Raw genomic sequence first — 17,130 nt, forward strand, 5'->3', positions numbered from 1 at the left:
ATCGCCACCGCATCAACCTTAAAATCAGCAGAATACCGCTTACGCGGCCTTCCCCTCAAAAACCAGACATCAAAAATCCTCCTCAATCAACCACCTGTCCACAAACCAGCATGCACCTCCGTCAATCAACCTTTCGAAGATCGACCACTTACACAAACAATCTGACACCTTCTCTGCCGCGGCGAGCAAGAACGGGCCAGATCTTGGCGTACTCGTGCTTCTGGCACTGGATTGGCTGCAACTTTGCGCGCCTTGGGGCGACAACGCCGCTTCCTAGCCCACGTGTTGACAGCAACGATCCGGTACCCGCCTGCCGCAGTCCCATTACGCTTAATCTCCCGGCAGACCACCGACGGATCCCGACCGATCCGCCTCGCGATCTCACGCACCCCCAGACCCGCCTGCAAACCAGCCCCAATCTCAACCCGATCCTCAAACGTCAACATCCTGCACACAACACCTCCCACCAAAGCGTTGCTTCCACACTATGACACCACCCTATCCTAGCAATACACGCCCCCAATCACACCTGAATAGCCCTCAACATTGAGCGATCAACTCCAACAAAATCAATAGAATCCACAAAGCACATAAACAAAAAATTATCACAACTTGCGAAAAGTCCTGCAAGAGACAATGGCACAAATCGCAATTTACAATATTGACACCTCGACATCCCTCAAGACCCTAAAATACAAGCAACCCACCACCAGCCCCCAAAATCTCTACGAAAAAATAACCAAAGAGCTGCAGGGTGCCCGTCGACAATGGCGTACATCAAAACTCAACAAGTCACAAAGAGTAATTATTGCAGCCCCCATCAACAACCTTCTTAACAAGACGCATGACCCTAGTAAATTCGCGCCTCCCCTGCAAAGCGTAGTGCCGAAAGCCGGGATTGCTATTAACATCTATCACTACACAATCGGAAATAATGTCTGCGCCACGTGCAAAAAAATCAATCGCGCAAAGTCGCAATCCAAGGCCTTCAGCAACTCTTTTACCTAATTCGCGCCAACTTTGCTCGACCCTATCACTAGCATCCACTGCCAAGCCCCCCAGACTCAAATTTGCAATTTTGGATGGAGACCATCTCACACCTAAATCAAGAACCTCCCCGTAATCATGCGACATTCCTTCAACAATTAAATCTGCCGCAAGAGAATTGCCTACCTGCCTTCTAACAAGCTCTTCTTTGGAATGGACTCCATCACCAAAGATGGTCACCACGTCCTTGGCGTAAGCAATTTGGACCTCATCCTCAAACACAATAATTCGATACTCGGGCCACGATATATAAGATTCTACTAAAGCCTCCCCGTAGCCGGCATCAAAAATGTTACTCAACGCTATAATAAGCTCATCAATACAGTTTACGATACTTACACAGTGGCCTAAGGAACCGCAGGCGGGCTTAGCCACGACAGGGAAGGCAATCGCACTTACAAAGCACTCGATCCTTTCCTTAACGTTAAAGTCCATACCCTCCTCAGCACATACTGTCACAAAGTCTGGGACTGCTACATTGCAATCAGTTAACCTGCGATTCGCACTAATTTTATTCTCAGCAACAAGGCAGGCTGCAGCAGAATTGATGAAAAAGCCGCCATTGGCTACAAGAAGCGACCTAACGCCGTCCCCTGAACAGACATACAAAAAGCCTGCCTCCTCGTCCCATTCAATCGACTTAACACTAGACAAAAACCCATTGCAAAACATCCAATAAACCAAATCCGACAAAAAACATTTGCCTGCCCATGGAGCCATAATCCACTCTACACCCACACTAGACCTCGATATTTAAAGTCTTGCAAATAAATGCCTTCTGAATCGCCCAAGTCATGTAATGACAAGTTCGCGATGAAGGACCTTCATGCCCTCCATCATAAAGAACAATAATCCTCGCCACATACTTACAACTTCCACTGCTCGAGCTGTCAATATTTCTACACCATTCCAAGACATCATTTAGTCGCACTTTGGTATCACTCTTACCAGCAACAACCAAAATCGGAGGATAGCTGCAATTATTACGAACGTTTAGCAAAGGGTCGTATGCCTCTATAGTCTCACAACCTTGAAGATCGCTACTAATACCAAGTTCAGCCCGCTCAAATTCCACGTAAGCGTCGGACTCATTTCTAACAGTTCTTAAAGGGCACACGTAAGGAGCGGTCAATATTACCGAATCAAACAAGTCGGTACGAATATTTATTGCGGCCGCAACCAAAAGTCCCCCCGCCGACCCAGCTTCGACCGCCAGCATCGGCCTGCAATTTTTGTATTTCTGCCGTAATCTGTCCACAATCTGAATTAGATCTAGGACTCCCCTGATCTTATTCTTCCCCGAGCCAGCCGCGTGCCATGAACTTCCCCGATCGCCGCCACCTCTAACGCGGGCAATCGCATACACAACCCCTCTCCTGATAAGGGACTGCCGATGTGAGGCATAACTAGACACAATGGTTACACCGTAAGCACCGTATACTGTAAGCATCAAGGCCTTAGGTGCAAGCATGTCCTCAGAGTTACCAAATAGTGTTACTGGAAGTTTTTCACCATCATCAGCCAACACTGTGTCCTCAACTACTATTCTCCTATGCTTCTCGCTGTCGCATTGTTCGAAATATATCATCTCCGATGCGCAGTCGACAAGCGCTGGCTCCGGGGAATCAACAAACGACTCACATCGAACCTCAAGCCTGCACGCATGAAAATCAATATCTGTACAGGAGACTGATTCATCCCAAGGATATCTGCGAATCTCCTGCCATTCATAGCCAGCGCGTTGCAGCTTCAACTGCCCGATACACCTTCTCTGAAAAAATGTGCCAAACGTTAATATATGATCCCCGAGCGCAACAGCGCGACTGATATTAACCTCCCCGAATTGCCTTATGATTTGCTCTTGGATCAAATTTATGCCTCTAAGTATAAAGACTATATCCTCTGCACCCATCCGAACTGTACAGCACACCATCTCACTAGTAGCGCTCACCGATTTTAGCTTGCCCCTTATGACTTCATGCGACACGGGACCCAAACCATCATCGGACAATCCATAAATATTCAACTCATTTTCTCTCTGCTCCATGAACACTACGCCGGTGGCTAGCGAGATTGCCTCATATGCATTTCCTTTTACAGCAACTCCCTCCTTGCACAGAAGAACAGCACCGCCGTCGTGGTGTACTACGTTAATAAGAAGCTTGCCATCACCACTTATACAAAAACACCTAGAGACTCTAGCGCCACTCGACACTATTTTTGCGTCTTTGGGTACCAGATGTTCACCGACCAAAACCACGCCCCCACAGCCAATTAGATAGCCCCATGCCATTATATGCCGCTTATCGTTCACTGCTTGAAATAACAGAGTAATACCTGCTGTGGGCCAGTAAACGTCTACGCTGATAAGAATCAGATCTCGTCGCCTAGCGGCACTAATCGAAGGCAGATACCGCACGCGCAAACGTCGGTCGTATAACCGAAAATGTTCCGGGCCGTTAATCCGGCCACTGATTGCAAGCCCCCGATAGAATCCTTTTTTATCGGTAAATGTGCGAAACGATCCCCACCTTTGCTTCATGAAGCTTAGCTGCTTGTCTCGGACTGGAATGGTTGTCGGAGTCACCTCCCGGTACAGTTCATCGGCCATCTTCATCAAGAAATCGACGTGAGACGTACCGGAAATATTTTCTCCTGAAAAGGACATAATTTGCAGATTGCAGTGCGCCGCTTTCCGATGGCACTCTAATGTTGGCGAGTTAATCAATTTCAGTCTCCTTATTTACGCATTCCGAGAACCAAACGGCAAACTATCATAATAGACAGGCATATATGCTTAACTGGGACTCAGGTTTCGTTCGTTTCAGTAAATGGGGTGCGGGCTCAGTCCGTCAAAAAAGCAAAGGCTCGATCTGGATACGTCACACCCTGCCCCATCCGGAAACACATTTATTGGGTCAAGATCCAATGGAATATATCGTGGACACAAAGCTCTAAGAACGTAAGCGCCGCACGCGCGGCCTAGATCTAGGAATATCAAATCTTCCGGCAGTCCCGGCACACTCTTCTCGCTGTCAGATCGATCTTGTAACAATCCACCTCGAACTGGGCTTACAGCGAATTTAAAAGGGAGCAGATGACGACGATTATGATAGAACTGTCTTTCGGAGAGAGACTTCGGCCTAGCAGCAATCCATGGGATTTCTTCATTCCTGGATACCACGTATGCTAGCACAGCCTCCTTTAGAGCTTTATTTAAAGCAGTTTTTGTACTCCATCCAGAACCCGAGCCAAAAAAGGATAACCGATCCTTTCTTAGGGTTACCACCACAGTGAGGACATCGTTTTCGGCACCGATAACAAGTGCATCGAAAGCCTCGAAGTTTTCTGATGGTTGATCAAGCCCTAAGCTAGCAAGATCAGCTTGGCCAATCCGTGCCCCTTCTTGCAAACCCCACCACCACCGCAGCACCGCATCGCGTTCAACCAATTCGTGAAATGCGTTTTCCCTCGCCATCTGTAGAGTATTTCCCGCCGCTAGCCCATTTGAAGTTCTTCTAACGCTTTTTAATTCAACACCGTTTTTAAAAGTGTCAAGCCAGACTAAGTCTGCAGGTATATCAACATCTTTATCTCGGCCATAAAAGTATCCAGGCATCCAAGGAATAGCTACTTCCTCTCGAGCGACCTCAGAATTTACGCTGCTCAATAGCTGCATTTGCATGTCTGAAAGAACAAAGCAATTACCCGCCTTCAGCACTGACGCAACAGTCCTCCATTGAAATTCCTCAGCGTTCCAATTCAGAGCCAATCTTCGCTCAATACATTCACCTATGAAGCTATTTTCACATTCTTCTTCACTCCATCCCGAGCCGAAAATTAAGGCTTTTGATCCAGTGATAGTTCCGTCACGTAGAGTCTGTATTGCAGAGATTTCTGCCAGTCTATAATACAAATTCCATTCCGGCGCAAAACCGTACTCCATGATGCTATTATTAACTAACATACCCAAACGCCATTTCGCCAACTAGTTGCAGTTCAGCATCCTGGTGCATCAAGCTTTCTTCAAATAGGTCTGTCGGCGAGGAGCCCAGGGGACATAATCCTATATTTAGCTGTCTACCGACCAGCTGCAGCGCCATCATTAGCGCCCCGACCTGTTTCAGCATGGACGCATACGAAATTCCGCTATATTTTTTACGTAGCTCCTCTAGATTTCCAGCAATTAATAATATGCCTGGTGGACATGTCTTAATATTTAAGCTCGCAGACGCAAACTTGTTTAGACGACGCAGGAGCTCATCTGACATAATGTCAAGGCGTTTCAACTCGTGGGTCCGCCAATCATAACGATATGATAAGGCCTCTGGCCTTGAATTTAAGAGCAAAAATACCTCGATTGCGGCTAAGCCCCCTGCGCCTGGTATACCTCGGTGAACAATTTCCAGTCCCTGTTCATTACACCAAACTTTTCTAGCGAACATTATTGGCCCAAGAAGATACCCTAGATCTTCCAAATTTATGTCTTTGTCAAGATAGTCTCTCCGAGACATTCTGTCATCTAGCAGGTCGCTTTTTCTTCGCCAATCTGGCAGCTTAATGCTTTTAAGATCACTTCGATCCTGATATTGCGTCTGTACTTTTTCTAGTTCAGAGTACGTCGCTCCGTACTCGATGCCAAGCTGCGTTGAGCGCCATAAACGTGAATATACATGAAATAGCTGTTCGGGCCAGCCATGGTCCGGAGTCTCAAGAATCGCTCTAGATGCTCCAAAGCTAACGTTAAACATGAGGTCAATTAGTGTTGACATGGTATCAATTTGTCGCGTTTCACTATCAGCTATCAAGTATTGGAAAGCTTCGATAGGTATTTCCACCCAACCTGTGTGCCCTACTCCCTGAATTCGAACGCGATCATTTATTCGATATACAATATGTCCACAGTTTTTAGATCTAATTATTTGGCCGAGGGGAGATGGCAGGCAGCTAATTTTTATAAGTTCCTCCGACCACCCCTTTTCTTCAGTGATCATTATATGCATTTCTGCTAACCCTGTTTGTAATAGCCCCTGCAGCAATTCTACTTTACTGATTAGGTCCGGTACAGAATCGACCTTTACTTCTATGGAACGAGGGCTATTGTGCCATCGTAAGGCTTCCCATATTGCGGAAAGATTTACTTGCACTGGTGAGTAGGGCCAGTTTTCTAGCTCCACTGTTTCTTCTCTGATTCTTACCTTTACCTGTACCTGCGGACGCAGTATTATTGTGCCTGTCAAAGTTCACGCCTCTTCCGGGTGGTTGACGCACTCCGGGTGCCTAAATATTTTTTCCTGCACTACAGTGGAGGTGCCCGGCTGCCACGCTAATATGGTTCCTAATGTGTTTGGTTCTTGGATTGAAGTGATCAACTTTATCATCTCCGTAGTCAGGAGTCCGGCCATCATAGAATGATAACCCGGCATGATAGGCTGAGGCAGCCCATTCCGGCTGGGGGCATCCAACTCTTGCATCCAGTTTTCAACTTCAGGATAGAGAGATTCTAGGTACTTTTTTTGGCATTCCCAACAGGGTGTTTCATGGTTGGGAATTATTAAAGGTCCGATCCCTCCTGACGCCACCATTATTAGTTTCGACCCCATCTTTAAGCATGCATCCGCTACCCATGCCCGGAGCTTGAGCAGGGGTTCATCAGCAGCTAGAACTACGATGGCGCCTGGGCACTCGGATAATATTTTTTCAGCGCAGCTTTGAGAACTCACATAGCTCTGAATACATTTAAACTGCACGTCATCATTTATTTTTTCTAGTGCTTCTTTGGCTGCTTCAGCTTTAGGTCTGCCGAGATCGCCTTCATGGTACAGAATTTGACGATTTAAGTTTGATAATTCAACGTGGTCGCCGTCGACCAAGGTTATTGTCCCTATTCCTGCCATAGTTAAGTTTGCTGCAATCCAACTGCCGAGACCACCTACGCCTATAATTACCACGGATGCAGATCTCAGTTTTTCTTGGAAGTGAAACCTAGAAATCTTGTCTGTTTCATACTGTGCAAATTGATCGATTTGTCGAGCATACCGTGCATCTGCTTTTTTTTCGCGCTGACACTCCCGCTCTTCAAAGATAAGGCCTTTCTTTATCATCTTATCCAGGCAGCCCGCGGCAGCCTCTTTTGATACATTCGCCGCTAAGGACAGATTTTCCACAATTTGCTGAATTGGAGTTGCTTTTGTCAGCAAACTCACCAACGAATCAAGAGACTTTCCACCCCTGACACGCAAAGGATTGCCCGGCCGTAAAAATAGCCACAACCCACTCTCTACTTTAACAGGGATAACAGATGTTTGCAGTCGCAGCGTCGAATTTTCTGCGAGCATAGACTCTACACTTCGCAACAGATGCCCTTTTCCTCACTATTTTGCTTAGAACTAAGGTGGGGGTGCGAGACAGGCCCGCACCCCCTGCTGAAACTCAGCGCTCAAACGTTTCCTCGTAGGAAAGTCGCGCGAACACCGGAACAGCTGACACGTCAACCTCCTCGAACAAGATCTCGTTGGAGTCTGTTGTCTTGTCACGTCCTACCATGACACTCTCCCATCACTTGTGCTAACACCGGGAAACACACCTTTCCACACTCAGACAAATTGGCTACATGCGGATTCGGCAATTTCGATGGTAGCGACTGTTCGTAAAGACGCGTTTGGGACTTTGGTCCCGACTTTCTGGAGACGGCCGCTGCTAGGAGCTGTGTGCTCCAGAGTCTCGATCGGCACCAATAGCTGCACGCAGTGGATTCGCCACCCAGGTTACGGCTGCCCGTTCAGTTGGAAACTGGCAACTGTAGTTTCAACAGGTAGTATGCGGTTCCCCCTGGATCGTGGAGGGTTTCCTTAAGCGACTTGCCGGTAGGGGGCCGCGGTGTTCTCGTAGTTGATGGGGCTCATCATGCCCGCTGAGCTGTGTTGATGCTTGTGGTTGTAGAACCCGTAGCACCAGTACAACACGACGACTTGGGCCTGGTGGATGTCATTGAAGTCATGGCGTGAGAGGACTTCCCACTCCACGCTGGTGAAGAACGCTTCAGCTACGGCGTTGTCGAAGCAGGACCCGACCCTGCCCATTGACTGTCTGATCCCCATTTGGCGACACGACCTGGTATGGGCTTTGGCCGTGTAAGTCAAGCGCTTGTCGGTGTGGAAGACGACCCGCTGGGCTTCATCCTCGCGCCATATTGCCTCCCGGCCACCACGCGCCGCAATGGCCATCTTGATCGCCGAGCAACTCAGCTGCGCGTCGGGGCGGTGCTGAGCGTGGTGACGTTCTTGAGCGCGTGGCGGCTGCCGCGCTACCGGGAGGCCGCCGCGCCCCAGGCGGGCGTCCGGGACATGTTCGGCGGCTTGGCGTTCGTGGCGCGCAACCGCTTCCTGCGCGTGGCGACCCTGGTGGCGGCGCCGATCTTCGCCCTGCTGTCCGCTGCGGCCCTGGTGGCGATGCTCGACCTGGCGGGGCGCGGCCACTCCCAGACCGCCATCGCCCTGTTGAGCACGGCCATGGCGGCGGGCACCCTGGCCGGGGCGCTCCTCGCTCAGCCGCTGCTGCGCCGCTTTACCGGCGGTTTCCTGCTGTTTGTCCAGCTGGGGCTGATCGTCGCCTTCCTGTTCGCGTTCGCGTTTACGGCTGGGCTGTGGGGCCGGGCGGCCCTGCTGCTGCCGGTGCTGCTGCTGACTCCCGCCGCCAACGGCACGTTCATGGGCTTCATGATGGCGGCGGTGCCCGGGCACATGACCGGCCGGTTTGTCGCCGCCCTCGGCATCGTCGGCACCGGCCAGATGGCCCTCATCACCGCTGCGGCGGGCTGGGCGCTGGAGAGTTACGGCTACCGCCCGACCGTGCTGACGATGGGCACCCTCTGCGCTGCGGCCACCGTTGCCCTCTTCCTGGAGGGCTCGCTGCGGCACCTGCCCAAGCCCGAGGGCTTCGCGGACTACGCGCGCCAGGTGGGCCTGGGGGAGGCGGCCGACGACCCCGGTTCGGGGCCGGGCGCGGGCGGCTAGACTGGCGGGAGTCGGTAGCGCAGAGAGGGGACGATGGTGTTCTTGGTGGACGCGGCCATGCTGCAGGACTGGTTGACAGCCAAGCGCGGCGACTCCTTCCGGGTGGAAGACACCCGCGCCTTCAACCTCCGTAACCCGGGGAAGTCGCGCCTCACCAACCTCGATTTGCGGATCGAGGTGCTGGATCATCGGGTGGCCAAGGGCGGGCAGGCCGCCGTCGCCCGCGCCCGAGTTCACGGGCATCCCACATTGAGCAGTGCTACTCCGGTAGCGGTGCGGCTGGCCGCGCCCCTGCGGGACAGCTTCCGCAACATCGAACTGTGCCAGCAAAGCCTGCGAATCGCCGCCTTGTCGCGCGAGGAAGCCACGCACTATCCCGCGCTCCTGCGGGTGCACGAGAGCTTCGAGCTCCGCCTGCCGACTACTCGCTTGGCGGGCGTCACCGCCGGGCGCGGCGACTATGTTCCCGTGTGGGGCGAGATCATGGAGTGGGGCACTCCCCTGCAACATGACTTGCGCGACGGATGTTTGAGCGAGCGGCAGGCGGTGGAGCTGTTGCTGCCCGTCCTGGTCACCGTGGGTCGGCTCGCGGAGAAATTGCACATAGTCCACCGCGACATCGACGAGGGCAATGTGTTTCTCGTCGACGGGCAACTGAAGCTGGGCGACTTCGGGGCAGCGACCACCTTCGCTGAGGACGCCCCCTACACCAAGACGCGGCTCCTGGGGAAGAAAGGGCAGTGCCCGCCGGAGTATCTCTACTCTCCCGATGACCAAGAGGGGCCGGAAGGGGTCACGGGCCAGATGACGGACGCCTGGCTGCTGGGCCGCCTCTTGCTCCGCATGACTACCGGCGCCAGAAATCCCTATCAGTCGGATAAGCCGCTCGGCGAGAAATACCACCCGAGCCTCGAACGGCTCTCCTCACCGTTGCAGGACGTGGTGCGAGGGCTGTGTGCGCCGCAATGGGATGAGCGCCTCGCCTGCGCGGCCGCCGCACAAATGCTGAGCGCTCAACTTCCGGCACTCGCCACGGGCGTCCCGTCGCCCGCCCCGCTGGAGTCCGGTAGCACGCGACCACCGGCAGAAGCCGGGCCAGCGGTGCCACCGACTCTGCTTTTCCCCGCAGGTCAGGCCCCTACCGAGTCTTTCCAGGTCGCACCCACCAAGCACCTGCCACCCCCGCAGCCAGACCCACAAGAGCCAGCCCCCTCCCCACAGTCTGAGCCGCAGGAGTCGGGTAGCACGCAAACACCGGCAGAAGCCGTGCCAGCGGTGCCACCGACTCTGCTTTTCTCCACGGACCAGGCCCCTACCGAGTCTTTCCAGGTCGCACCCACCAAGCACCTGCCACCCCCGCAGCCAGACCCACAAGAGCCAGCCCCCTCCCCACAGTCTAAGCCGCAGGAGTCCGGTAGCACGCAAACACCGGCAGTTGCCTCCCGCCCGCTCACTGCGCACGAGTTTTTTCGCCACTGGATGTTTGACGGCCAGGATCCCGCCCAGCCTGCACCTCGCTGCCTTTCCATACTCAGCGCTCCCTCTAAATATTTACTTAGTGCAGAAGGGCACCTCTACACCTGGGGACACAACAGCGATGGCCAGATGGGGAACTACACCACCCCCGCGCGCGTCCCGCTGGACAGCGTCACCGCCATCGCCGCCGGCAACCGGCACAGCATGGCACTGACCAGCGACGGCCACCTCTACACCTGGGGACACAACCGCTTCGGCCAGTTGGGGAACTACACCACCGATAACCGGCTCACCCCCGCGCGCGTCCCGCTGGACAGCGTCGCCGCCATCGCCGCCGGAGACTGGCACAGCATGGCACTGACCAGCGACGGCCACCTCTACACCTGGGGACACAACAGCGACGGCCAGTTGGGGAACTACACCACCAATGTCCGGCTCACCCCCGCGCGCGTCCCGCTGGACAGCGTCACCGCCATCGCCGCCGGAGACTGGCACAGCATGGCACTGACCAGCGACGGCCACCTCTACACCTGGGGACGCAACCGCTACGGGCAGTTAGGGGTCGGCACTATCAAATACCGGCCCACCCCCACTCTCAAATCCCGGTCCACTCCCACCCGCGTCCCGCTGGACAGCGTCACCGCCATCGCCGCTGGCGACTCGCACAGCATGGCACTGACCAGCGACGGCCACCTCTACACCTGGGGACGCAACCACTACGGCCAGTTGGGCGACGGCACCACCGAAAATTACCCCACCCCCACCCGCGCCCCGTTAAACAGCCTCGCCGCCATCGCCACCGGTGCGAATCACAGCATGGCCTTAACCAGCGACGGCCACCTCTACACCTGGGGACGCAACCACTACGGACAGTTGGGCGACGGCACCACCGAAAACCGCTCCACCCCCACCCGCGTCCCGCTGGACAACGTCATTGCCATCGCCGCTGGCGACTCGCACAGCATGGCACTGACTCGCGACGGACATCTCTATGCCTGGGGCAGCAATGGAGACTTGCACTGCGCTTACATATACATATTCGTCGGCATCGAAATAGGACCCACGACAAGCAAGGTCCCCATTCGCCTAAGCTGACAGGCCAAGCAACACTTAGCGGCTTCCCGGACCGCCGCGCGAAAGCGAGCGCGGGGGCCGCCCGGCGGCGCTCCCAACGCGCCCGGCGGCCCCCGCCCGCTCCGCTACTGCGCTGCGAGTTCAGCCCGCACCTGCCGCGCGGCGGCCACCATGTTCGTCAACGCGGCCTTGGTTTCGGCGTAGCCGCGGGTCTTCAGGCCGCAGTCGGGGTTGACCCACAGTTGGCGCGGGGCGACGGCGGCGGCCGCGGCCCGCAGCAGCTCGGCCTGCTCGGCGGTCGACGGCACCCGCGGGGAGTGGATGTCGTAGACGCCCGGGCCGATGCCGCGCTGGTAGCCGTGGGCGCCAACCGCGGGCAGAATCTCCATGCGGGAGCGCGCCGCCTCGATCGAGGTGACGTCGGCCTCCAGGGCGTCGATCGCGCCGATGACGACGTTGAACTCCGAGTAGCACAGGTGCGTGTGGATCTGGGTGTCGGGCCGCACCCCGCAGGTGGCCAGCCGAAAGGCCCCGACGGACCACTCCAGGTAGGCGGCCTGGTCGCGCTCCTCCAGGGGCAGCAGCTCCCGCAGCGCCGGCTCGTCGACCTGGATGACCGCGATCCCCGCCGCCTCCAGGTCGGCGATCTCCTCGCGCAGCGCCAACGCCACCTGGTCGGCGGTCTGCCCGAGCGGCTGGTCGTCGCGCACGAAGCTCCACGCCAAGATCGTCACCGGCCCGGTCAGCATGCCCTTGACGGGCTTGGCGGTCAGCGACTGAGCGTAGCGCGCCCACTCCAACGTCATCGGCGCGGGCCGCGACACGTCGCCCCACAGGATGGAGGGACGGGTGCAGCGCGAACCGTAGCTTTGCACCCACCCGTGCTGGGTGACGGCGAACCCGTCGAGCAGCTCGGCGAAATACTGCACCATGTCGTTGCGTTCGGCCTCCCCGTGCACCAGCACGTCCAGGCCCAGCTCCTCCTGCAGCGCGATCACGGCCGCGATCTCGGCGCGCATGGCCTGCGTGTAGGCCGCCGCGTCCAGCTCGCCGCGCCGGTGTGCCGCCCGCGCCACGCGAATGTCGGTGGTCTGCGGGAACGAACCGATCGTCGTGGTGGGCAGCAGCGGCAGGTCCAGGCGGGCGCGCTGGGCCGCGTCCCGCTGTCCGAAGTCCTCCCGACGCCGCTGCTGCGGCGTCACGGAGTCCACCGCGGCGCGCACCTGCGCCCGCCGCACCCCCGGGTGCGCCGCCCGGCCAGCCCGGGCTGCCGCGTCGGCCGCCAGCTCTGCCGCCACCGCCTCCCGCCCCTCGGCCAGGGCGCGGGCCAGCACCTGCACCTCGCCGACCTTCTGGTCGGCAAACGCCAGCCAACTACGCAGCTCAGCGTCCAGCTCGTGCTCGCGGGTAACGTCGTGGGGCACGTGCAGCAGCGACGTCGAAGTGGACACGACGACGCGCCCCTCCGGCCCCACCCCCGCCTGCACCCGCTGCAGCACCTCCAGGGCCCGCTCCAAGTCGGTGCGCCAAATGTTGCGCCCCGAGACGACCCCGGCCAGCACCGTGCGCCCCGCCCACGCCGCCAACTCGGCCGCCTCCGGCACCTCGCCGCGCACCAAATCCAGGGCCACGCCCTCCACCCCGGCCCGCGCCAGCTCCCCCAGGGCGCTGCGCGCACTGCCGTACGGGGTGGCCACCAGCAGCGCCGGACGCTGCGAGGCGGCCGCCAACTGCCGATAGGCGCGGCCCGCGGCCGCCGCCAGGGCCGCGCGGTCAACCCCCGTCAGGTCCGCCACTAGCGCCGGTTCGTCCAGCTGCACCCAGGCCGCGCCCGCCGCGTGCAGGTCCGCCAGCAGCTGCCCGTAGGCCTCCACCAGCTCATCCAAGCGGGTCAGCGGGTCGAAGCCGGGGGCGTCGGCGGCCGCCTTCGCCAAGGCCAGGAACGTCACCGGCCCCACCACGACGGGCCGCCCCGCCACCCCCGCCGCGGCCGCCCGCCGCACCTGGTCGGCCAGGTCCCCCTCCACGTAGCGCAGCGGAGTGTCCGGGCCGATCTCGGGCACCAGGTAGTGGTAATTGGAGTCGAACCACTTCGTCATCTCCAGCGGCGCCAGCTCGCCGTGGCCGCGCGCCAGCGTGAAGTACCCGGCCAGGTCCACCGCGCCGCGCGCGTCGGCCAGGTGGGCAAACCGCGACGGCAGGGCCCCGAACGTCGTCAGGGCCGAAAGCATCTGGTCGTAGTACGTGAAGTCCAGCGGCACGGCCCCGCCCGCGGCCGCGAGCCCCAGGTCGGTCAAGCGCCCCCAGGTGGCGGCCTGCAGCTGCTCGGCGGCCGCCCGCAGCTGCTCGGCGGTGATTTTGTCGGCCCAGAAGGCCTCCACGGCCCGCTTCAGTTGCCGGTCGGGGCCGATGCGGGGGTAGCCGAGGATGGTGGCGGTGGGCAAGGTCTGGCTGGTCATGGTGCGGCTTCTTTCAGCCCACAGGCGTGAGCGTGTCGAGGGTGGCTTCGACGAGGTCTTCGACGACGTCTCGGTCGGCAGGACAGGACAAGAAACGGGTGGCGTGCAGGTATTCGAGAATGTCGAGGCTCGGGCGTGGCCGGTTGAACGTGTACAGGTGCACCCCCGGGGCCCCGGCCGCCAGGGTCTGCCCGATCAGGTCGAGGGTGGCGCGCAGCCCGGCCCGCAACCGGTCACGCGGGTTGGCGATGCACAGCGCCGCGGCCAAGTGCGTCGGCACCTCGATGCCCGCCAGTTCGGCGACCCGTTGGACGCGCCGCGCGTCGGTCAGCGGCACGAAGCCCGGTAGTAGCGGCGCCTGCACGCCGACGGCGGCGGCCTGCTCCCGCAGGCGGGCGTAGTGGCTGGCCTCCAGGAACACCTGGGTGATGGCGTAGTCGGCGCCCGCCGCGACCTTGTCGCGCAGCGCCGCCAGGTCGTTGGCGAACCGGGGACTGTCCGGGCCGGGGTAGGCAGCCACCGCGATCGACACCTCGCGCGGGTCGGGCAGGCAGGCGGCCGCCGTGTCCCGGATGAGCTCCACCAGCTGCACGGCCCGGTTCAGCTCGTCGACGCCCGGGGTGTAGGTGGCGGGCGTGGCCCCCTGCGGTAGGTCCCCGCGCAGGGCCAGGAAACTGCGCACCCCCAGCTGCAGCAGGTCACGCACCGTCTGAGCCAGCTGGTCGCGTGTGGTCCCGATGCAGGTCAGGTGCGCCACCGCCGGGACGCTGGTGCTGTGCCGAATGTGCCGCCACACGTCCACCGATTGGCTGCGCGTCGAGCCGCCCGCCCCATAAGTGACAGTGACGAAGTCAGGGGCCGCGGCCAGCAGCTTGTCGATGCCCGCCCACGTCAGCGACAGGTTGCCACTGCGACGCGGCGGAAAGAACTCGAACGACACCAGGGGGCGCGGCCGGGGGCCGGTGAACAACAGTTTGGTCGACATGACCTCTCCCATCGGTCCTGGCGGAAGCACCCTCCGGGGTTGCTGCGACGTCATCGAGCCAGGTCTCTCGGTCGCTCTGGATGGTGAGATCAGCCTCCCAAAGTCGCCCGCCCGTCGCAGCAGGCGTCCATCATCTGGACGCTAGCGGCCGGGGCGCAACCGCACCAGCACCGCCCGGTGGTCAGCGAACTTCGTCTCCACCACCCCGGCTTCCCGCACCTGGAAGTCGCCCGTCCCGCCGTACACCCCGTCGATCGGCACCGCCAGGAAGGAAGGCAGCGCCACCGGCCACGTCCCAACCGCTCCCGCTCCAGCCGCCTGCAGCAAGTTCGTGCACGGGGAGCCCGCCAAAGTGGCGTGATCGACCGTGGCGTTGATGGTGCCCGCCACCAGCAGCGACCGGTCGCGGTAGTCGCGACAAGCCCGGGCGAGCAGGCCCTGGTCGTGGCGCCACTGATTCATCAAGTTGTGGCGGGGCGCCCCAGCGTGCAGGGCCGCCACCACCGGGCCGGTGCCGGTGACCGGCTCCAGCACCGCCGCCCCGTTGTGCATCTCCAACGTCTCGGCAATGCGGTACGGCCCGAAGGCGGCACTGACCAGCACGACCGTGGTCGAGCCGATCATACCCGGCCCGTCAGGCTCCGGGGCATCAAGCTGCGCGGGCCGCCCCACCAACTGAAATAACGAGAAGGCCCCCACCCGCGCCCCGACGGCCTGGTCCTCAAACACTGACTGGTCGAAGGTGGGCACCGCCTCCGGGTTGGAGATCCGGCCCGTCAACACGTTGGCGACCTGCGTGCCGAAATCGCGCGTGGTCTCCGGCAACACCACGATGTCCGCGCCCGCGCGCTCCACCAGGTCCGCCACCTCCTCCACCCGCGAGATGCTGCCACCCATGTTGAGCACCAGCACCGTGACGTCGCCGGTGGGACGCGTTACCGACATACCCCGATCGACACTGAGCATGCCCGGGTTGACGTAGCCGCGGTTGTACAGCACCGCCCCGTGGCTGGCTGCACACACCGCCAGCACCAACGCCAACACCCCCAAATGCTTACCCGCCCCGATAGTCAGGGAGCGGCGCACCGCGAAGAAGGCCGTAATAAAAAACGCCAACGTGAGGCCCACCACCAGTAGGCCCCGCAGTGCGATGAGCTGCGCGAACGGCACCTGCATCGTTGGCGCCGCCCCACCCGGCACCAGTGGGCTGAGCAGATCGAAACGCAACGTGGCCAGGAACAAGGCCGCTACCACGGCAGTGACCACTGCTCCCACGACTGCCCCCGGCCGCGGTCGCCATCGCGCCGACCTCGGCGCAGTGGGCGCGGCGGCGGGAGGTGATGACGGTTGCAGCGGGCCAGAAGCGTTCGTCATTCGCTCATTGTGGCACGCCCCGCTCGCCGTCGCTGTCCTCCTGGAACTCTGGGTGTCCCTCTTCGCGCAGGCGCTGCTGCGCCAACTGCTGCGCCCGCGCCAGGTGAATCAGGCGCTGGTCCGCCTCGCGGCTGCGCTGCCGCAAAACCAGTTGGAAGTTCTCCAGCTCTTCGACCAGTTTCCTGCCTACCTCACGCATCTTTGCCTGCGCCTGCTCCACCAACGCCCCCGGATCAGCCCCCGGCATGGCCGCAAACAGCGAGGACGCCTGGAAGCTGGCATACAAGTCGTGCAGCTCCTGCTTCAATGCATCAATGCGCTGGGCGTGTTCTTCTAAATCCTTGCCCAGATCCGGTAGATCAAACATGCCGCTCCCCTCGGTCTGCCTCTCTTTGATACCGCGCCAACTGCCCGGAGGCAACCGTTGGCTGAGCCAGGGCCGACCCTGCGCGCGCCGGGTTGCCCCAACTACGCACCACCCCTACCCGCGCGGGCCCGCCGCCCCAGCTACGCGCCACCGCTTCCCACGTGGGCACCGCCCTAGTTGGCCACCAGGAAAGGACAAGCGCCAAATACACCGGATAAGGCTCCCCCACTGCCAGTTAGGGCGAGCCCCCGCCAGCACGGCCCCCAGCCGCGGCCACCCCTACCCGCGCGGGCACCGCCCTAGTTGGCCACCAGGGAAGGACAAGCGCCAAAT

The 17,130-nt window shown here is 59.3% G+C and carries 13 protein-coding genes and 1 riboswitch; of the genes, 2 read left to right on the forward strand and 11 right to left on the reverse strand.

Going from position 1 to position 17,130, the window contains the following annotated elements; translation table 11 throughout:
• Positions 1–125 precede the first annotated feature (125 nt).
• The 7 genes from BSZ40_RS12520 to BSZ40_RS12110 form a co-directional block, all read right to left on the reverse strand.
• On the reverse strand, positions 126–446 hold the full coding sequence (locus BSZ40_RS12520) for a helix-turn-helix domain-containing protein (RefSeq protein WP_124913399.1): 321 nt from the start codon (positions 444–446) through the stop codon (positions 126–128).
• Between the two features lie 346 nt (positions 447–792).
• Complete coding sequence (locus BSZ40_RS11730) at positions 793–1,785, reverse strand: hypothetical protein (RefSeq protein WP_124913397.1); 993 nt, start codon at positions 1,783–1,785, stop codon at positions 793–795.
• 1 nt (position 1,786) lies between these two features.
• Positions 1,787–3,361, reverse strand: a complete 1,575-nt coding sequence (locus BSZ40_RS11380) for a prolyl oligopeptidase family serine peptidase (RefSeq protein WP_158020903.1) — start codon at positions 3,359–3,361, stop codon at positions 1,787–1,789.
• A gap of 510 nt (positions 3,362–3,871) precedes the next feature.
• The gene (locus tag BSZ40_RS10585) at positions 3,872–4,993 is read right to left on the reverse strand and encodes a YcaO-like family protein (protein WP_073826213.1); all 1,122 of its coding nucleotides are present in this window, start codon (positions 4,991–4,993) and stop codon (positions 3,872–3,874) included.
• Between the two features lie 10 nt (positions 4,994–5,003).
• Positions 5,004–6,224 carry a nitroreductase family protein gene (locus BSZ40_RS11385; RefSeq protein WP_143180958.1) on the reverse strand — a complete coding sequence of 407 codons (1,221 nt, stop codon included), beginning with the start codon at positions 6,222–6,224 and terminating at the stop codon, positions 5,004–5,006.
• A gap of 66 nt (positions 6,225–6,290) precedes the next feature.
• Positions 6,291–7,385, reverse strand: coding sequence for a HesA/MoeB/ThiF family protein (locus BSZ40_RS10595; protein WP_084542814.1), 1,095 nt, complete (start codon positions 7,383–7,385; stop codon positions 6,291–6,293).
• A gap of 513 nt (positions 7,386–7,898) precedes the next feature.
• Positions 7,899–8,147: an integrase core domain-containing protein gene (locus tag BSZ40_RS12110; RefSeq protein WP_222842782.1), complete on the reverse strand. Its 249-nt coding sequence runs from the start codon at positions 8,145–8,147 to the stop codon at positions 7,899–7,901.
• A gap of 54 nt (positions 8,148–8,201) precedes the next feature.
• Here BSZ40_RS12110 and BSZ40_RS10605 point away from each other — a divergent pair, with 54 nt between their 5' ends.
• Both BSZ40_RS10605 and BSZ40_RS10610 read left to right on the forward strand, forming a co-directional pair.
• Positions 8,202–9,062: an MFS transporter gene (locus tag BSZ40_RS10605; RefSeq protein ID WP_169832941.1), complete on the forward strand. Its 861-nt coding sequence runs from the start codon at positions 8,202–8,204 to the stop codon at positions 9,060–9,062.
• A 33-nt stretch (positions 9,063–9,095) separates the two neighbouring features.
• Positions 9,096–11,633, forward strand: a complete 2,538-nt coding sequence (locus tag BSZ40_RS10610) for an RCC1 domain-containing protein (protein WP_073826222.1) — start codon at positions 9,096–9,098, stop codon at positions 11,631–11,633.
• 104 nt (positions 11,634–11,737) lie between these two features.
• On the opposite strand, the gene metE is transcribed toward BSZ40_RS10610, so the two are convergent.
• The 4 genes from metE to BSZ40_RS10630 form a co-directional block, all read right to left on the reverse strand.
• Entirely contained in the window at positions 11,738–14,071 is a 2,334-nt protein-coding gene (metE, locus tag BSZ40_RS10615; protein ID WP_084542815.1) for a 5-methyltetrahydropteroyltriglutamate--homocysteine S-methyltransferase, read from the reverse strand.
• A 13-nt stretch (positions 14,072–14,084) separates the two neighbouring features.
• The gene (locus tag BSZ40_RS10620) at positions 14,085–15,056 is read right to left on the reverse strand and encodes a methylenetetrahydrofolate reductase (RefSeq protein WP_073826226.1); all 972 of its coding nucleotides are present in this window, start codon (positions 15,054–15,056) and stop codon (positions 14,085–14,087) included.
• A gap of 5 nt (positions 15,057–15,061) precedes the next feature.
• Positions 15,062–15,144, reverse strand: a riboswitch (SAM riboswitch).
• 53 nt (positions 15,145–15,197) lie between these two features.
• A complete protein-coding gene (locus tag BSZ40_RS10625) occupies positions 15,198–16,430 on the reverse strand; it encodes an endonuclease/exonuclease/phosphatase family protein (protein ID WP_143180960.1) in 1,233 nt (410 codons plus the stop codon).
• A gap of 4 nt (positions 16,431–16,434) precedes the next feature.
• A complete protein-coding gene (locus BSZ40_RS10630) occupies positions 16,435–16,797 on the reverse strand; it encodes a nucleotidyl cyclase domain-containing protein (RefSeq protein WP_073826230.1) in 363 nt (120 codons plus the stop codon).
• Between the last annotated feature and the right edge of the window lie 333 nt (positions 16,798–17,130).

The organism is Buchananella hordeovulneris (assembly GCF_001907235.1).
Taxonomy (GTDB): Bacteria; Actinomycetota; Actinomycetes; order Actinomycetales; family Actinomycetaceae; genus Buchananella; species Buchananella hordeovulneris.